At 63.7% G+C, this 15,008-nt stretch carries 10 protein-coding genes; 2 read left to right on the forward strand and 8 right to left on the reverse strand.

The features are described from left to right. Positions 1-166 precede the first annotated feature (166 nt). From AC1P6P_RS12630 to AC1P6P_RS12640, 3 genes are all read right to left on the reverse strand, one after another. Positions 167-1,450 (reverse strand): endo-1,4-beta-xylanase, encoded by a 1,284-nt coding sequence (locus tag AC1P6P_RS12630; RefSeq protein WP_481402797.1) that lies wholly within the window; start codon positions 1,448-1,450, stop codon positions 167-169. 87 nt (positions 1,451-1,537) lie between these two features. Then, positions 1,538-2,740: an endo-1,4-beta-xylanase gene (locus AC1P6P_RS12635; RefSeq protein WP_481402798.1), complete on the reverse strand. Its 1,203-nt coding sequence runs from the start codon at positions 2,738-2,740 to the stop codon at positions 1,538-1,540. Continuing rightward, entirely contained in the window at positions 2,737-5,610 is a 2,874-nt protein-coding gene (locus AC1P6P_RS12640; protein ID WP_481402799.1) for a glycosyl hydrolase 115 family protein, read from the reverse strand. The genes AC1P6P_RS12635 and AC1P6P_RS12640 overlap by 4 nt, the downstream gene beginning before the upstream one ends. A gap of 100 nt (positions 5,611-5,710) precedes the next feature. Between AC1P6P_RS12640 and AC1P6P_RS12645 the strand changes: the two genes are divergently transcribed. Further along, positions 5,711-6,994: an alpha/beta hydrolase family protein gene (locus AC1P6P_RS12645; protein ID WP_481402800.1), complete on the forward strand. Its 1,284-nt coding sequence runs from the start codon at positions 5,711-5,713 to the stop codon at positions 6,992-6,994. 196 nt (positions 6,995-7,190) lie between these two features. Here AC1P6P_RS12645 and AC1P6P_RS12650 read toward each other — a convergent pair whose 3' ends face one another. The 3 genes from AC1P6P_RS12650 to AC1P6P_RS12660 all read right to left on the reverse strand — a co-directional run bounded on the left by AC1P6P_RS12650 (position 7,191) and on the right by AC1P6P_RS12660 (position 12,200). Beyond that, complete coding sequence (locus AC1P6P_RS12650) at positions 7,191-8,300, reverse strand: endo-1,4-beta-xylanase (protein ID WP_481402801.1); 1,110 nt, start codon at positions 8,298-8,300, stop codon at positions 7,191-7,193. Positions 8,301-8,377: 77 nt separating this feature from the next. Next, on the reverse strand, positions 8,378-10,642 hold the full coding sequence (locus AC1P6P_RS12655) for a glycoside hydrolase family 52 protein (RefSeq protein WP_481402802.1): 2,265 nt from the start codon (positions 10,640-10,642) through the stop codon (positions 8,378-8,380). A gap of 94 nt (positions 10,643-10,736) precedes the next feature. After that, positions 10,737-12,200 carry an MFS transporter gene (locus tag AC1P6P_RS12660; protein WP_481402803.1) on the reverse strand — a complete coding sequence of 488 codons (1,464 nt, stop codon included), beginning with the start codon at positions 12,198-12,200 and terminating at the stop codon, positions 10,737-10,739. A 341-nt stretch (positions 12,201-12,541) separates the two neighbouring features. On the opposite strand from AC1P6P_RS12660, the gene manD reads away from it, so the two are divergent. After that, a complete protein-coding gene (gene manD / locus AC1P6P_RS12665) occupies positions 12,542-13,756 on the forward strand; it encodes a D-mannonate dehydratase ManD (protein WP_481402804.1) in 1,215 nt (404 codons plus the stop codon). A gap of 77 nt (positions 13,757-13,833) precedes the next feature. Here the strand turns inward: manD and AC1P6P_RS12670 are convergent, their stop codons facing one another. Both AC1P6P_RS12670 and AC1P6P_RS12675 read right to left on the reverse strand, forming a co-directional pair. After that, positions 13,834-14,019, reverse strand: a complete 186-nt coding sequence (locus AC1P6P_RS12670; protein ID WP_481402805.1) for a superinfection immunity protein — start codon at positions 14,017-14,019, stop codon at positions 13,834-13,836. 331 nt (positions 14,020-14,350) lie between these two features. Beyond that, the coding region (locus tag AC1P6P_RS12675; protein WP_481402806.1) for an efflux RND transporter permease subunit at positions 14,351-15,008 on the reverse strand (658 nt) is incomplete at its 5' end.

The following is a 15,008-nucleotide window of genomic DNA, read 5'->3' on the forward strand; positions in this document are numbered from 1 at the left end:
GCCACCTGCATCAGGGCCAAGAGATCGCAGCGTCCCATCCAGGCCGAGCCGATCACTCCGACGCGCCAGGGCCTCGCGGCGGCGTAGGCGCCCAGGCCGGAGCTGAGGAACGTCGTGGCGGCAACGCCGCCAAGCACTTCACGGCGATTGGCCATGGGACGGTCTCCTATGCGGTGGTCATCGGCAACAAGGTACGGGACGGCGCGGCGGCGAGCGCATCGACGATCGCCTTGCGCAACGGCTTGGGCTGCAGCTGGTCGTCATACGGCAACGGCCGCTTCGGCAGGCCGTCGGGACGCGGCGAGGTGTGCTGCAGCCAGGAATACTTGTCCGACAGGCCCCAGGCCATGATGTAGCGGGTCTGCGGATAGCTGAGCGCGATGTCGAGATAGGCCTTGGCGTAATCGGCGACGATCTTGTCGCGCTCGGCGACGCTGCCGGAAATCGATTTGTCGTTGACGTCGAACTCGGTGATGACGAGATCGAGGCCCATCGCCACGACGGCATCGAGGAACTTCTTCCACTCGGCCTCGTCGGCATCACCCAAGAGTCCGGTGGATGCGCCCATACCGTTGGAGCCGATATGGGCCTGAACGCCGAGCGCATCGATCGGCACATTGGCCTTCTTCAGCCGCTCGAGCAGCTTCAAGACGCCGGCGCGATGGGTGGCGTCCTTGGGCGACCAACTCATGTAATCGTTGTAGACGAGCTGGGCCTTGGGCGCGGCGGCGCGGGCGGCGTGGAAGGCGATGTCGATCACCTCGGGCCCGATCGCCTTGGTGAAGGGCGAATCCTCCATCTCGCCGGTGGCAGGCGCGATGGTCTCGTTGACGACGTCATAGGCGAAGATGCGATCGCCGTAGCGGCTCGCCACCGTCTTGATGTGCTCCTGCAGCATCTTCTCGGCCGCGAGCGCCGGATTGACGCCGAAGTCATGCTTGCTCACCCAATCGGGCATCCAGCGGGTGCGGTTCCACAACAGGGTGTGGCCGCGCATCGAGAATTTGAACTCCGCGGCAAAGCCCATCAATAGATCGGCGCGCGAGAAATCGTAGCCCTTGGGCGTCGGGCGCAACGCGTACCACTTGAGTTCGTTTTCCGGCACCAGGATGCCGCACTGGCTGACCATCAGCCCGCGCATTTCGGGATCGTTGTAGCCCGACTTGATGGCGGCGAATTCCTTGAGCCCGGCGGTGGCCATCGCCGTCGCCTTGGTCATGCCGGTGCCGATGCAGGTGCCGAACGCGAGGCCTTTGTCGTAGGCCAGCCCGTTGAGCGAATCCGGCGCCGAGCCCGCCTTGTCGAAATTGCGGTGATGGTGGGGATGGCCGCGGCCGTGCTTCTTGTCGCGCTTGGACAGGGCGTCGGCGAGCGCCCCGTCGATGGTAAGCGCTCCGGCGGCGAGGGCGATGCCCTGACCCAGGCATTGGCGGCGCGACAGTCGGCTCATGGCAATCTTCCCGAAGCAGTCCCGGCCCGACGGTAACGCCGCCGGACCGGTTCGTCCAAGCACATCAACGCGAAAAACGTCGGTTCCCTATGACGGTTTGATGGCTGCCGGGCGCGCCGGCGCCGCCGCGAACGACTGCGCGAAGGCCTCGCGCAGAGGCTTGGCGAGATAATGATCGTCGTAAAGGGCGCAGCGCTGCGGCAGGCCATCCGGCCGCGGGATGAACTCCTGCAACCAGGAATGCTTGTCGACCAGGCCCCAAGCCATGACATAGCGCATCGCCTTGTAGCTCAGCATGATGTCGAGATAGGTCCTGCCGAGATCGGCAACGATCTTGTCGCGGGCGGCAATGTCGGTCGGCGCCGCCTTGTCGTTGATGTCGAACTCGGTGATCAACAGGCCATAGCCCATGCTGGTGGCGTCATCGAGGAATTTGCGCCAGGCGACCTCGTCGCGCGCCCCGCCCGGTCCGCCTTCATCGGCCCAGCCGATATGGGCCTGGACCCCGAGGGCATCGATCGGCAGGTTTTTCTTCTTGCCGTATTCGAGCAGCTTGAGGATGGCGGCGCGATGCTCGCCAGCCGGCGACCACATCGGAAAGTCGTTATAGACCAGCTCGGCGTGTGGGGCGGCCTCTTTGGCGGCGTGATAGGTGATGTCGATCACGTTCCAGCCGAGATATTTGGTGAATGGCGTATCCTCGAGTTGGCCCGTCTTGGGATCGAAGGTCTCGTTGATCACGTCGTAGCTGAAGATATCCTTGCCGTAGCGCTTGCACACCTTGGAGACATGATCGCGGATCATCTTCTCGCAGGCGCTCGCAGGCCGCGTGCCGAAATCATGGCTGGCGACCCACCGCGGCGTCCAGCGCATCGCGTTCCAGAGCAAGTTATGGCCGCGCACCATCAGCCCGTTCTTGCGCGCCCAACGCACGATCTTGTCGGCGCGGGTAAAATCGTAGGTCTTGACGTCGGGGCGCACGACATACCACTTCAGCTCGTTCTCCGGCACGACGATGCCGCATTCGCGGATGAGGAGGGCGGCGTTGTCGGGATCGTTGAACGAGATCGGGCGGCGGGGACGGGCCAGCACCTCCGGCGGCAGCAGCGCCAGGCCTTCCTTGGTCGAATCGAGGCCGATGGTGCTGCCGAACATCATGCCGCGGGTTTCGGCGATGGCATTCAGCGTGCCGGGCGCGCTGCCGGCCGGAACCGGCTTCTTGGCGGCGAGCGCAGGCTCGATGGCGGCGGCAGCGGCCATCGCCATGCAATCGCGTCGGGAGAGTTTCATCGCGTCGTTCCTTCGATGCGGGTTTCGGGAATGGGACCGTAAGCATGCGGCGCCTCGTCGAAGGCGATCTCGAAACGATCGAGGATCAGCCCCGGATCAAGCGCATAGACGGCCAGGGTGTGGGCGCCGGGCTTCAGCTTGAGGCCGTGGACTTTGGCGACCGCCGTATTGGTGAGCACATGCTGGCGCCAGGCTTCGGTGAATTCGGCGCCGAAGAAATCGAGCACCGTCAGCGGCCCGCCGTCGATCGAAATTGCCGCGCGCATGCCGTTCTTGTTGGTCACCGGCAACACCGGCAGGGCAAACACCTTCAGCACCGCGCCTTCGTCATGGACGAGGTCGTAGCCGCGCTTGGCGGCAGTGGCGAAGCGATAGGTGGCGTGCGGGGCGCTGGCGATCGCCGCATCCGGGGCGATGGTCGCCTGAGTGATGAGGCTTCTCAGCGAAGCGCCGGTATGGCCGAGGCCGTCCAGCACTTCCCAGCCGGCGCTCTTCTCATCGGCGTGGCTGGCGAAGATCGACACCACATTATTATCTTCGACGAACGAGACGTTGGCGGCGGCGGGATTGGCCGGCGCGGTGCGGATGGTGATCGGCATGTGCGAGCTGGTGGGTCCGCAACTGGCGATAATGCCGCCGGAGGCACCGTCGGGGGCCTTCGACCAGTCGATGCTGATCCAGACGCGCTGTTCGGCGTGCTTCGGCGTCAGCGTGCCCGAGGTCGCGCTCACGCTGATCCATGGCTGGTTCGGTTTCAGCGACCATTTCGCCGTCGCCGGTCCGGTCAGGAACAGGTCGAGATAGCGCTGGCGCGGCAGGGCGCGCTGGAAATTGGCGAGCCGCTGCGGCCAGCCGCCGCCGGCAAAATAGCCGCCGTCCTCGGTCTGCCAGCCGCACGACTTGTCGGCACCGCTCGACCATTTCGGCAGGTGCGGCGCGTCATAGACCGGCAGATTGTGCGGCTGGATGCCCATCATGCCGCGCCATTTTCCGTTGAGCAGCGTGTCGTTGTAATACTTGGCGTCGGCAACGATCTGGCGCTGGGCGCGGCCCGCTTCGGCGGCGTAATCGTTGGCGCTGAGGCGGCGCTGCAGCCCGTAGGTGATGGTCTTGTCGAGTGCGAGCTGGCGGATGTTGACCAGTGCCGCGGCGTTGACCGGATACTGCACGAGTTCGAAGAACGCCGCCTTGCGATCGGCCGGCAGTGACGCCATCACCGTCTTGGCCTTGGCCATCAGGGCGCGATAGGCGTCGGCACGCCGCGCATTCTCGTCGCCATAGGACAGCATGTTGAATTCGGTCTGGCTGACCGCGGTTTCGGGGAACGCGTTCGACCACGCCATGAATTCCGGATTGCGGGCGAATGCGAGGTTGTAATACCCCCACAGGACATCGGTGACGGCGTCGGCCTGGTCGGCGCCGAAGTTCTCTACTGCGAATGCCTTCAGGTGGGTCTTGACCGAGGCCGCATCGGGGAAGCGTCCCGCGTCGAAACCGATATCCATGAACAGCTGGGTGAGATATTCGCCGGGCTTGATGTCGCCGACATTCAGAATCCAATAGCGCCGCGCATCGAAGCGGACCGCTTTGTCCATCTCTTCCCACATCAGCGCCGGATGGGTGGAGGCGAGCCACAGATAGCTCATCGGGCCGCCCCAATAGGAGATGTGATAATAGACGCCTGCCCCGCCCGAGCGCGCCCGTTCGTCGGCGCTGGACAGACGGCGGATGTAGCCGAAATTATCATCGGGCCACACCAGGGTGACGTCGTCGGGCACCTTGAGGCCCGCGTCATAGGCCGGCAGCACTTCCTTGTAGGGCGTGAAGACCTGCGGAATCTGATCGGCCGGCTTGCCGAGACGGTTGGTCAGGATCTTGCGCTGCTCGGCGAAAACGTCTTCCAGGATTTTCGCCATGCCTTGCGGGGTGTCGGCCCCGGCCATGGGATAATCGTCGGCACCACGCAATCCGACCGTGTAGACATTGTCGTATTTGCCGTAGTCGCGGACCGCGCTGTCCCAATAATCGATCATGCGCTGGCGGTTGGCGACGAAATTGTAGTCGCCCATGGTCTTGGAATCCCACTCGTGGGGATTGGAGCGCAGCATCATCTCGACATGGGACGTGCCGTGGACGATGGCATAATCGCCGGCCATTTCGGGATTGCCCGGCACCTTGTTGAAGGCTTCCGACACCGTGTGCATGGCCGGCCAGATGGTGTTGGCCTTCAGCCGCCACATCAATTCATAGATGCGGGCATAGGTCTTGGGACCGATGTTGCCGAGCTTCTTGTCGTAGGTCTTGGCCGCCCACGGAAACAGGCCGTATTCCTCGTCATTGAGGAAGATGCCGCGATACTTGACCGTCGGCTCCTTGGAATAGCGAAGCGTGTCGTCGATGGCGATGTGGGCGCGCTTCCTGATGGCGACGTCGGCCCACCACTCCCACGGCGACACGCCCATCTCGCGCGACAGATCGACCACGCCCCAGATGGCGCCGCGGGTATCGGAGCCGAAGATCACCAGCACCTTGCGGCCGTTCTGGTCGACCACGGCGCGGCCGTAGGTTTCCCATTTGCCGGCGACGGGTGCGGTGTCGATGTGATTGGCGGAAAGCAGTGCCGCGATGGCGGGCTGGTCGATGCGGCCGACCAGAATGGCGGCACCGGCGGCCGGCAAAGCGGCGGCGGTGGCGACCTTCTTGCCCGAGAGCGCCGAAAGGTCATGCGCCAGAAGGTCGGCGGCCTTGGTGAGCGGCGTTCCGTCGGCATGGACGACTGTCGGGGTGCTGTGGCCGTCGAACAGAACCAGCTCGGCCTGTGCCGCAGCCGTCATCGAGGCAAGAGCAAGCGTCAAAAACACCGCTTTCATGGCCGTCTTCTCCTGGAAATGCGCCTGCTTCTTCTGGCATGATCGCGTTTGATACCGGTACCACCGAAGCTGTGGTCCGACAATCGGGGATGACTGGGCCATGAAACGATTCACCGTCGCAGTGTGCGTTTTGATACTGACGGGTGCTGCGCCCGCACCGAGCGATTACCAGGAGATGCTCGCGCGCTTGCACATCACATCTGTGCGAGCAGGCGCCGACGGCATGAATCCGAACGCGCCCAACGCCGCGAACTTTGACGAATCGCGCACGGGCACATACAGCCTGCCCGATCCGCTGAAGCTCGCCAACGGCACGCCGGTCACAACGGCAGATGGGTGGTGGAAGAAACGGCGCCCGGAGATTGCGGCCGCGTTCGAATCCGAAGTCTACGGACGGATCCCCGCCAACGTGCCGGGCGTTCGCTGGGAGGTGACCGGCGGCTCGATGCGCCCCGACGGCGCGGTGACCGAGCATCTTGTTGGCCATGTCGACAATCGCCTCGATCCTGCGATCAAGGTCGATATCGCGGTGGCTGTGACCCTGCCGAAGAGCGCCAAGCCGGTGCCGGTGATGATCGTCCTCACCTGGACCGGCAAATTCGCCAACCTGCCGATTCCGGCCGGCCAGGGCCCGGACTGGAAAGAGCAGTTGCTCGCCGCCGGCTGGGGCTATGCCGAATACGTGCCGACCACCGTCCAGGCCGACGATCCCTCGAAACTGCACGAAGGCATCATCGGCCTCACCAACAAGGGCGGCCCGCGTTCGCCCGAGCAGTGGGGCGCCTTGCGCGCCTGGGGCTGGGGGGTGAGCCGCGTCGTCGATGTTTTGTCCGCGGATCGCCGCATCGATGCCAAGCGCATCGGCGTCGGCGGCCATTCGCGCTACGGCAAAGCCGCGCTCGTCGCCATGGCATTCGAACCGCGTCTTGCCGCCGGTTACATTTCCTCCTCGGGCGCGGGCGGCGCCAAGCTGTGGCGGCGCGATTATGGCGAGCGGCTGGAAAACCTCTCCGGCGACGGCGAGCATCACTGGATGGCGGGCAACTTCATCGCCTATGGCGGCCCCAAGACGGCGGCCGATCTGCCGGTCGATGCCCACGAGCTGATCGCGCTGTGCGCGCCGCGGCCCGTGTTCATCAGTTCGGGCACCCGCGAGGCCGGCGACGGCTGGACCGATCCCAAAGGCATGTTCCTCGCCGCGGTGGCGGCCGGGCCGGTCTATCGCCTGCTCGGTGCCGGCGATCTCGGCACCGACCAATTCCCGGCCGTGGGCACCGAAGTGACGAAAGGGGCACTGGCCTTCCGCCAGCACCCCTTCGGTCACACCATGCAGCCCAACTGGGCATTCTTCATTGCGTTCGCTAAGGATCGGCTGACGCAGTAGCGCCTACCGACGCGCGTCGCCCTTCGCGGCCCGGCGCACCAGCCATCGCGGCTGATGTCCACCGCGATGCAGCGCCGGGCTCAGGGTGACGCTCATGCCTGTCGTCGTCCAAGGTGCTCCGCGCGCACGTCGTTTGATAACCGCACGACGTCTGGGGCGCGGAGCCGCGAAGGATGACGTCGCGCATCGGCCGATGTTACTGCGCTTCCTTGATCACTGCGGCGAGGGCCGGCTTCGGATTGCCGGCGCGGTCGAACAGCAGCGAGTGGGCGGTGCGGCCCTTGATCGGCCAGTTGTTGTGCCAAGAGTCGGCATCGGTGACGCCCCACAGCGTGACGCGATCGACGACATCCTTGTGGCGCACGGCGATGGCGAAGACGCGGGCGTAGCGGTCGGCGAGTTTCTCCTGCACGTCGTCCGGCAGACCGTTGACATAGGGGTTGTAGGCGGGATCGCCGGCGAGGCTGAGCGAGGTATCGCCGGTGGCGCCGCCCTGCGGGCGCGGCAAGACGTCGATGTCGAGCTCGGTCAGGGCGACCTTGACGCCCAGCCGTCCGAAGGCGGCGATGGTCTGATCGAGCAGAACAAGGTCCGGCTCGCGCAGCAGATAGTGGCCCTGGATGCCGACGGTGGTGATCGGCACGCCGGCCGCCTTCAGCCGCCTGACCAGGGCGAGAGCCCCGGCCCGCTTGGCGGGATATTCGATGTTGTAGTCGTTGTAATCGAGTTCGGCGTCGGGATCGGCCTCATGGGCCCACTGGAACGCCTTGACGATGAACTCCTCGCCGCAGATCTGGTACCACAGCGACTGGCGCATGTTGCCGTCGTCGCCGATCACCTCGTTGACGACGTCCCAGGCCTTGATGCGGCCCTTGTAGCGGCCGACCACGGTGAAGATGTGGTCCTTGAGGCGTGCCAGGAGCTCGTCCTTCGACAAGGGCGTGCTGTTGCCGTGGTAGAACACCCACAGCGGCGTCTGCATGTGCCAGACCAGGACGTGACCGATCGGATAGAGGCCGTGCGACGTGGCGAAATCGACATATTTGTCGCCGAGGCGGAAATCGTACTGTCCGAGATGAGGGTGGACCCGCTCCCATTTGAGGTCGTTGCCCGGCGTCACCGACGAGAACTGGGCGGCGATGATCTCCTGGGCCTTGGCATCGCTGCCCGTGATCTGGGCCGAATCCATCGCCGCACCGACGACAAACAGGCCTTTATAGGCGTCTTTCAGTGTCGGTCCGGCGGATGCGGCCGCCGTCAGCGCCACGACCGCCGCGGCCCGCGCCAGAACCTTGGAAAATTTCATAATCGTCCCCTTCATATGGCAACGGCCGGGAGTTCCCCGGCCGCTTCCGTACCAGTCGCCCTAGTTGACGGATGAGATCAGTCAATCCAGAGGGCTGAGGTGATAATACGCGGGTAGTAGCGGCTGGCCTTGCCTGCGCCCGACACGATCTGGTCGCAGCAGGCCCAATAGGCGCTACCCACGGTCTGCCACTTGGTGTGGGCAGCGTCCGCCTTGTTCAGCACGTCCGCCACCGCCGGGTCCTGGTCGAGACCGAAGACCTTGCGGGTGACGTGCATGAAGATGGCGATCTTGCTCATCCAGGAGTTGTTCGACGTCGACGACAGCTTGATGCCGCCGTCGGCAAAGGTGTTGCGGCCCATCGGATCGGTGAGGAGGGTACGGGTGTGCACCTTGAGCGCCTCGAACATGCGCTTTTCGCTCGGCGAGCCGAACACCTGCTCGAGGGTTTCGCCGGCATATCCGGTCTTCACATAATAGAGCGGATAGGCGCAGCCTTCGGTGGCGGGCAGGATGCGCGAGGCAAAGCCCGGGTTGTCCTTCTCGAAGATCGCCGGCAACACGCCGTCGACCGCCTGATCGGCCACCACGCCCGCCACCTTCTGCGCGAGTTCGAGCGACTTCGCCGCCGCCTTCTTGTCGCCGAGGTCGCGGAAGAGCAGCGCCAGCGTGCGATAGGTCGCCCAGCTCTTGACCGCCATGTAGACGTTGTTGCGGGTCTGGGCGAGGGAGTGGTCGAGGCTGTCGTAAGTGGTGATTTCCTGGCCGCCGGCGGTCTTGGTCGAATCGTATTGGGCAAACCCGACGTCGCCGCCGCGGTTGACCATCGATTCGAGAATCTGCTCGACGATCTTCTTCGACTTCTTGAGCCAGGCGGTATCGCGCGTCTTGGCGAGATAGCAGCCAGCCGTCAGCGTCCAGTTGCACAGCTGTTCCACCGTCATATAGCTGAAAGTGGAAGTCAGATTGGCAAGCTCGTAGGACGACCGGCCCTTGGGTGCGAAGTTATTGTGCGCGCCCATGTCGTGGCAGAACGAAAGGCCGCCCGGCTTGGTGTCGTAGGGACGGGCGAGCTGGGCCGCATCCGGCGGCGGCGGCGGCTGCGACGGATCGTGGTCGAAGGAATGGGCGCCCTTGGCCTCTTCCTTATAGACCTTGACTTCGTCGGTGTAGGAATACTGCGCCACGAAGTTGTCGAGCAGGTTCTTCACCAGCCACGGATTGTGGTCGAGTTCCCAGAACACATGATCGACCGAGAGGTCGAGGGTGTTCATCATGCAGTACTCGCCTTCGTTCACCACCCAGAACGGCTGCTTGTCGATTTCGAGCAGCTGGGTCGATCCGTAGTAGCTGTGCGTGGCGTGGCTGATGAGGAACTTCTGGTCGTCCGACAGCGCGGTCGCATCGAGCTTCGCCGACAGGGCTTCGGCCGCTTCCACCACCTTGCCCGACGCGTCCAGCGTCGCCTTCAAGACGTCGGTGAGGTCCGTGTAGTAGCGGGTGTACAGGTATTTGCCCGACAGGCCGGTGGTGACCGGAGCTTCGAGATAGGAGCCGAGCGCCATCACCAGGGCGTACTTCTTGCCCGGCGGCACTTCAAAGCCGAGGCCCGGGCACGAGCCGAGCAGATGCACCGGATTGTACTTCTCGCGGATGCCGTCGGTCGCCGACCAGCGCATGAAGCCGAACGCTTCGGGGGAATCGGCCTTGCCGGTGGCGGTGATGTCGACGACCTCTGCCGCGACACCCGCTTCGCGCCGGAAGGCGAAACCGATGCGGGCGTTGCCGAGATCGTCGGTGATCATGCGCGGGCCGGTGCGGGCATGGTTGAGGGCGAAGATGCCGGTCTTGGGCTTGTCGCCCTTGGTATTGTCGATGACGAGGCGGGCGACCACGGCCGGACGCAGCGCGTCGCGCATCTGCTTGTCGGAGGCCTTCGACGGATCGGGGATGGTGCCGAACGGAGAGTAGACGGTGAACGCCATGTCGCCGGCAACCCAGCTATCGGTCGCCCAGGAATAGTAGCGCTTGATCTCGTCGGCGCCGAAGGTCACCGCATCGGGGCGGACATTGGCTTCCGACGGACCGGCAGTCTCGGCGGTGAAGGCCTCCAGCGCGGTCGAGGCGGCGCCGATATAGAACGGCAGGCACTTCAGCGGCACGTCGGCATAGCGGTCGCCGTCGATGACGCCGATGAAGATTTCCTGGTCGGCGGGCGTGCCGATCTGCAGGCCGATGCCGCCGCGCGTACCGGGATTGCCGCAGGTGAAGCTCATGAAGGCGCCCATCGGAGAATGCTGGGCGTTGAAGGTGATGGGGCCAGACATCGGACGTGTCGTCATGGGATCCTCGCGAGAGATGTTCTTATGCGGAGTGGGGCGGGAGCGGGACGGCCGGCAATCGGCTCAATCCCGCTCCCAGGATGCAAATGCGCCGTCAGACCTGACGCGCCTTGCGGCGGGCAATGAGGTCGTCGGCGATCTTCTTGTTCTCGGCGCGATTGAGCGGGTAGACCAAGAGCAGCGCCGCCGCGATCAGGAAACAGACACCGGCATAAAGGCCACCGGTCAGAACGACGCCGTGGATTGCTTCCGGCGTCTGGGTGGTGGCCTTGGCGACATAGCCGTACATCGAGAACAGACCGCCGACGGCCGCCTGGCCGAGGGTGAGGCCGATCCAGAGGGCGAACACCACCGCCGAGGTGACGATGCCCGAAGCGCGCCGGCCGGTCTTGTGTTCACCGTAATCGGCGACGTCGCCCATCATCGACCACAACACCGGGCCGGAGATGCCGAACGAGAACTGACGCAGGACTTCAAGGCCCATCACGGACCCCGCCGCCTTGCTCGGCAGCACGACCTGGAACTGGTCGAACACAGGAATGAAGTGGGCCAACCAATGCATCTGCAGGTTGACGGTCGGGGCGGTGTAGACGGCAGCGCCCGGTAGGAAGATCAACGCCAGGGTGAAGACGCCGGTCAGCGCCATGCTGACAAGGAACAGCAGCCGCTTGCCGGTGCGCACCGAGATGGCGTTGGAACAGGCGACGCCGGCGAGCAGCGACAACAGGCCGAAGCCGTTCATCCACGAGAACAGGTTTTCGTCGCCGGCGAACAGCTTGCAGAACGGGAACATGGCATTGCCGCGGATGCACAGGGCGGCGAAATAGAACAGCGTCACCAGGAACAGGATCGCCCACGGCCGGTTGGCCATGAGGTCGGCGAGGTCCTGCTTCAATGACGACTTCTGCTTGGGATCGGGCTGGATGCGTTCCTTGGTGGTGAGGAAGCAGATGACGAACATCACCATCGCGACCAGCATCAAGAGGCCCATCGTGTACTCGTAGCCGCGGGCGAGATCGACCGGGTTCTTGGAGCCATGTGCGAAGATGTTGATCAGCGGCACCACCAGCGAGGCGACAATGAAGCCGGCCGAATTGGCGGCGATCTGGCGATACTGCGAGGCCGAGTTGCGCTCGTCGGGATCGTCGGTCATCACCGCATTGATCGAGGCATACGGCACGTTGTTGACGGTATAGACGATACGCAGGAGGGCGTAGGTGACCCAGGCGTAGATCAGCTTGGCGACGGGCGAGATGTCGGGGGTGGTGAAGGTCAAGACGCCGATGATGCCGAACGGCAGCGCCGTCCAGATCAGCCAGGGGCGGAACTTGCCCCATTTGGTGACAGTGCGGTCGGCGATCACGCCCATGACCGGATTGATGAATGCCACGGCGATGCCGATGACCAGGAACATCAGGCCGGCTTTGGCAGGCGGCAGGCCGAAGACGTCGACATAGAACGTCACCTGCAAGGTGATCATAAACTGGAACACGAAGTTCGCGGCGAGATCGCCGAGGGCGTAACCGACCTTTTCGGTAAAGGGTAGCTTGGTAGCCATGTTGTCGTCTCTCCTCCCAGGTGCCGGTTTGAATCCGGGCTTTGTCTGTTGCGTAGCGTTTTCGGCCGGCGATGCAAGCCCCGGCATTTTCGAGACCGCAATGCGCCCTCGAACCCCCATGGTTGCGCTACCATATCAGCGTCTTCGGCCCGCCGCTACGCGCCGCCAGCGGCAACCAAGCCGCAGCAGCGCCCCACCCCAACCCCGTTGTGAAAACCAGGAGATTGTGTTACCGGTATCATAGACTGGTACCGGTATCAGAAGTCCGGCGCCCACGAACAAGAGGTGATAGGGTGGATAAGACTCGCGATTTGGTTTCAATAAAAGAAAATGGCGGCAGCATGCTGAAGATCGAATCAGCGCGCGTGATCGTCTCGAGCCCGGGCCGCAACTTCGTCACCATCAAGATCACCACCAAGGACGGCATCACCGGCGACGGCGACGCCACCCTCCCCGGCCGTGAGCTGGCGGTGGCCTCCTATCTCCAGGACCACATTGTCCCCTGCCTGATCGGCCGCGACGCCCATCGCATCGAGGACATCTGGCAGTTCTTCTATCGCGGCGCCTATTGGCGTCGCGGCCCGGTGACGATGAGCGCGATCGCCGCCGTCGACATGGCGCTGTGGGACATCAAGGCCAAGGTCGCCGGCCTGCCGCTGTATCAGCTGCTCGGCGGCGCCTCCCGCGACAACGTCCTGGTCTATTGCCACGCCAACGGCAAGACGCTGGAAGAGACCATCGAAGACGCCTTGAAGCACAAGGAAATGGGTTACAAGGCGATCCGCCTGCAATCGGGCGTGCCGGGTCTGAAGTCGACCTACGGCGTGCCCAAAGGCAAGGAAGCCTATGAGCCGGCCGATGCCGACATCCCGACCGAAAACCTGTGGTCGACCGAAAAATACATGCGTTCGTGCCCGAAGCTGTTCGAGGCGGGCCGCAACGCGCTCGGCGACGATATCCATCTCTTGCATGACGTCCATCATCGCCTGACCCCGATCGAAGCCGCTCGTCTTGGCAAGGATCTGGAGCCCTATCGCCTGTTCTGGCTGGAAGACACTGTCGACGACGACAACCAGGAAAACTTCCGCCTGATCCGCCAGCACACCACCACTCCGCTCGCCATCGGCGAGATCTTCAACTCGGTGTGGGATATGAAGACGCTGATCCAGGAACAGCTGATCGACTACATCCGTGCCACCATCGTGCACACCGGCGGCATCACCCATCTCAGGCAGATCGCCCACTTCGCCGACCTCTTCAACGTGAAGACCGGCTTCCACGGCGCCACCGACCTGTCGCCGATCACGATGGCGTGCGCCCTGCACTTCGACATGGCGATCCACAATTTCGGCATCCAGGAACACATGCCCCACTCGGAGCAGATGGAAAGCATCTTCAAGATCAATTACCGCTTCGAGGACGGCTACATGCATCCCGGCGAAGCCCCCGGTCACGGCGTCGACATCGACGAGACCGAAGCCGCCAAATATCCCTACAAGCGCGCCTACCTGCCGGTGAACCGGCTGGAACAGGGCGGTGCCATGACCAATTGGTGAATTACCTGCGCGTACCTTTCCCTGCCTTATAGGCCGCCCTCACAAGGCGGCCTTTTTCTTTGGCAGGGTGAGAAAGCTCAGCGATTGAGCGGTTTGATGACGTACGTCGCAGACCAGATCAGCGCGCCGATCCAGGCCAACACCGTCCAACCCAAGAGGAGATTCAACAGGAAGATGGCCGCGCAATTATGGTGCCTGCGTCCCAGCGCAATCCACGTCGGCAGCAGGTAAAAGCCGCCCATGATCACAAGCACGATAAGCATGTGTAAAACGCCGAAACTCCCCATGGCCTTGCCCTCACCCAGGCGGAAGCGCGCGTTCCGCGATTTGATAGTGAGCCGCGCGAGATATTCCGTCGTTGTGACACAATGCCAACGTGAGAATGAGCGGCAATCACATCCGTTTACGATCTAAGCGACGGCGCCACCAACGCGAATGCGTTCGTGCCGCACCCCCGAAAACTCCCCTTGAAGACTGCGGGAGGTTTCCCCATTTCTTCTATATCCGATGAATTGCAGCCGGAGCCGACCGGCACCCACGAAAAAGGCCGCCCGGTGAGGCGGCCTTTCGTTTTTTTCCAAATGCCCCGAAGCATCAGCCCGGCGGTTCGTCGAGGGCCACGGCGTGTTTGTTGTGGTCCTGGGCGATCATCAGATAGACCGACGGCACCACGAACAGCGTGAACAGGGTGCCGATCGCCAGGCCGGAGGCGATGACGAGACCGAGGTTGAAGCGCGCCGCAGCACCGGCGCCCGAGGCCATGATCAGCGGCATGACGCCCAGCACCATGGCGGCGGTGGTCATCAGGATCGGGCGGAGCCGGATCGCGGCGGCCTCCTCGACCGCCTGGCGCTTGGCGTAGCCCTGCGCCTGCAGATCGTTGGCGAAGCGCACGATCAGGATGCCGTGCTTGCTGATCAAGCCGATCAGGGTGACGAGGCCCACTTCGGTATAGATGTTGAGGCTGGTGCCGCCCACGCCCATGGCGATGAAGATCAGCGCGCCGCAGATCGACATCGGCACCGAGATCAGGATCGTCAACGGATCGCGGAAGCTCTCGAACAGCGCCGCCAGAGCGAGGAAGATGATGATCAACGCGAAGAAGAAGGTTTGGATCAGCGCGCTCGACTCTTGCATGTACTGGCGGGTCGCACCGGCATAATCGACGGTGTAGCCCGGCGGCATGACCTTCTGGGCGATGCCGTTGAGGACGTCCACCGCATCGCCGGTGGTCATGCCGGCGCGCGGGATC

The organism is Rhizomicrobium sp. (genome assembly GCF_056722145.1).

Coding starts and splice junctions, on each gene's coding strand:
- AC1P6P_RS12670 (WP_481402805.1), bottom strand. CDS start 14,019: ATGCTTATCGTGCTTGTGATCATGGGCGGCTTTTACCTGCTGCCGACG.
- AC1P6P_RS12630 (WP_481402797.1), bottom strand. CDS start 1,450: ATGAGCCGACTGTCGCGCCGCCAATGCCTGGGTCAGGGCATCGCCCTC.
- AC1P6P_RS12640 (WP_481402799.1), bottom strand. CDS start 5,610: ATGAAAGCGGTGTTTTTGACGCTTGCTCTTGCCTCGATGACGGCTGCG.
- AC1P6P_RS12645 (WP_481402800.1), top strand. CDS start 5,711: ATGAAACGATTCACCGTCGCAGTGTGCGTTTTGATACTGACGGGTGCT.
- manD (WP_481402804.1), top strand. CDS start 12,542: ATGCTGAAGATCGAATCAGCGCGCGTGATCGTCTCGAGCCCGGGCCGC.
- AC1P6P_RS12660 (WP_481402803.1), bottom strand. CDS start 12,200: ATGGCTACCAAGCTACCCTTTACCGAAAAGGTCGGTTACGCCCTCGGC.
- AC1P6P_RS12655 (WP_481402802.1), bottom strand. CDS start 10,642: ATGACGACACGTCCGATGTCTGGCCCCATCACCTTCAACGCCCAGCAT.
- AC1P6P_RS12635 (WP_481402798.1), bottom strand. CDS start 2,740: ATGAAACTCTCCCGACGCGATTGCATGGCGATGGCCGCTGCCGCCGCC.
- AC1P6P_RS12650 (WP_481402801.1), bottom strand. CDS start 8,300: ATGAAATTTTCCAAGGTTCTGGCGCGGGCCGCGGCGGTCGTGGCGCTG.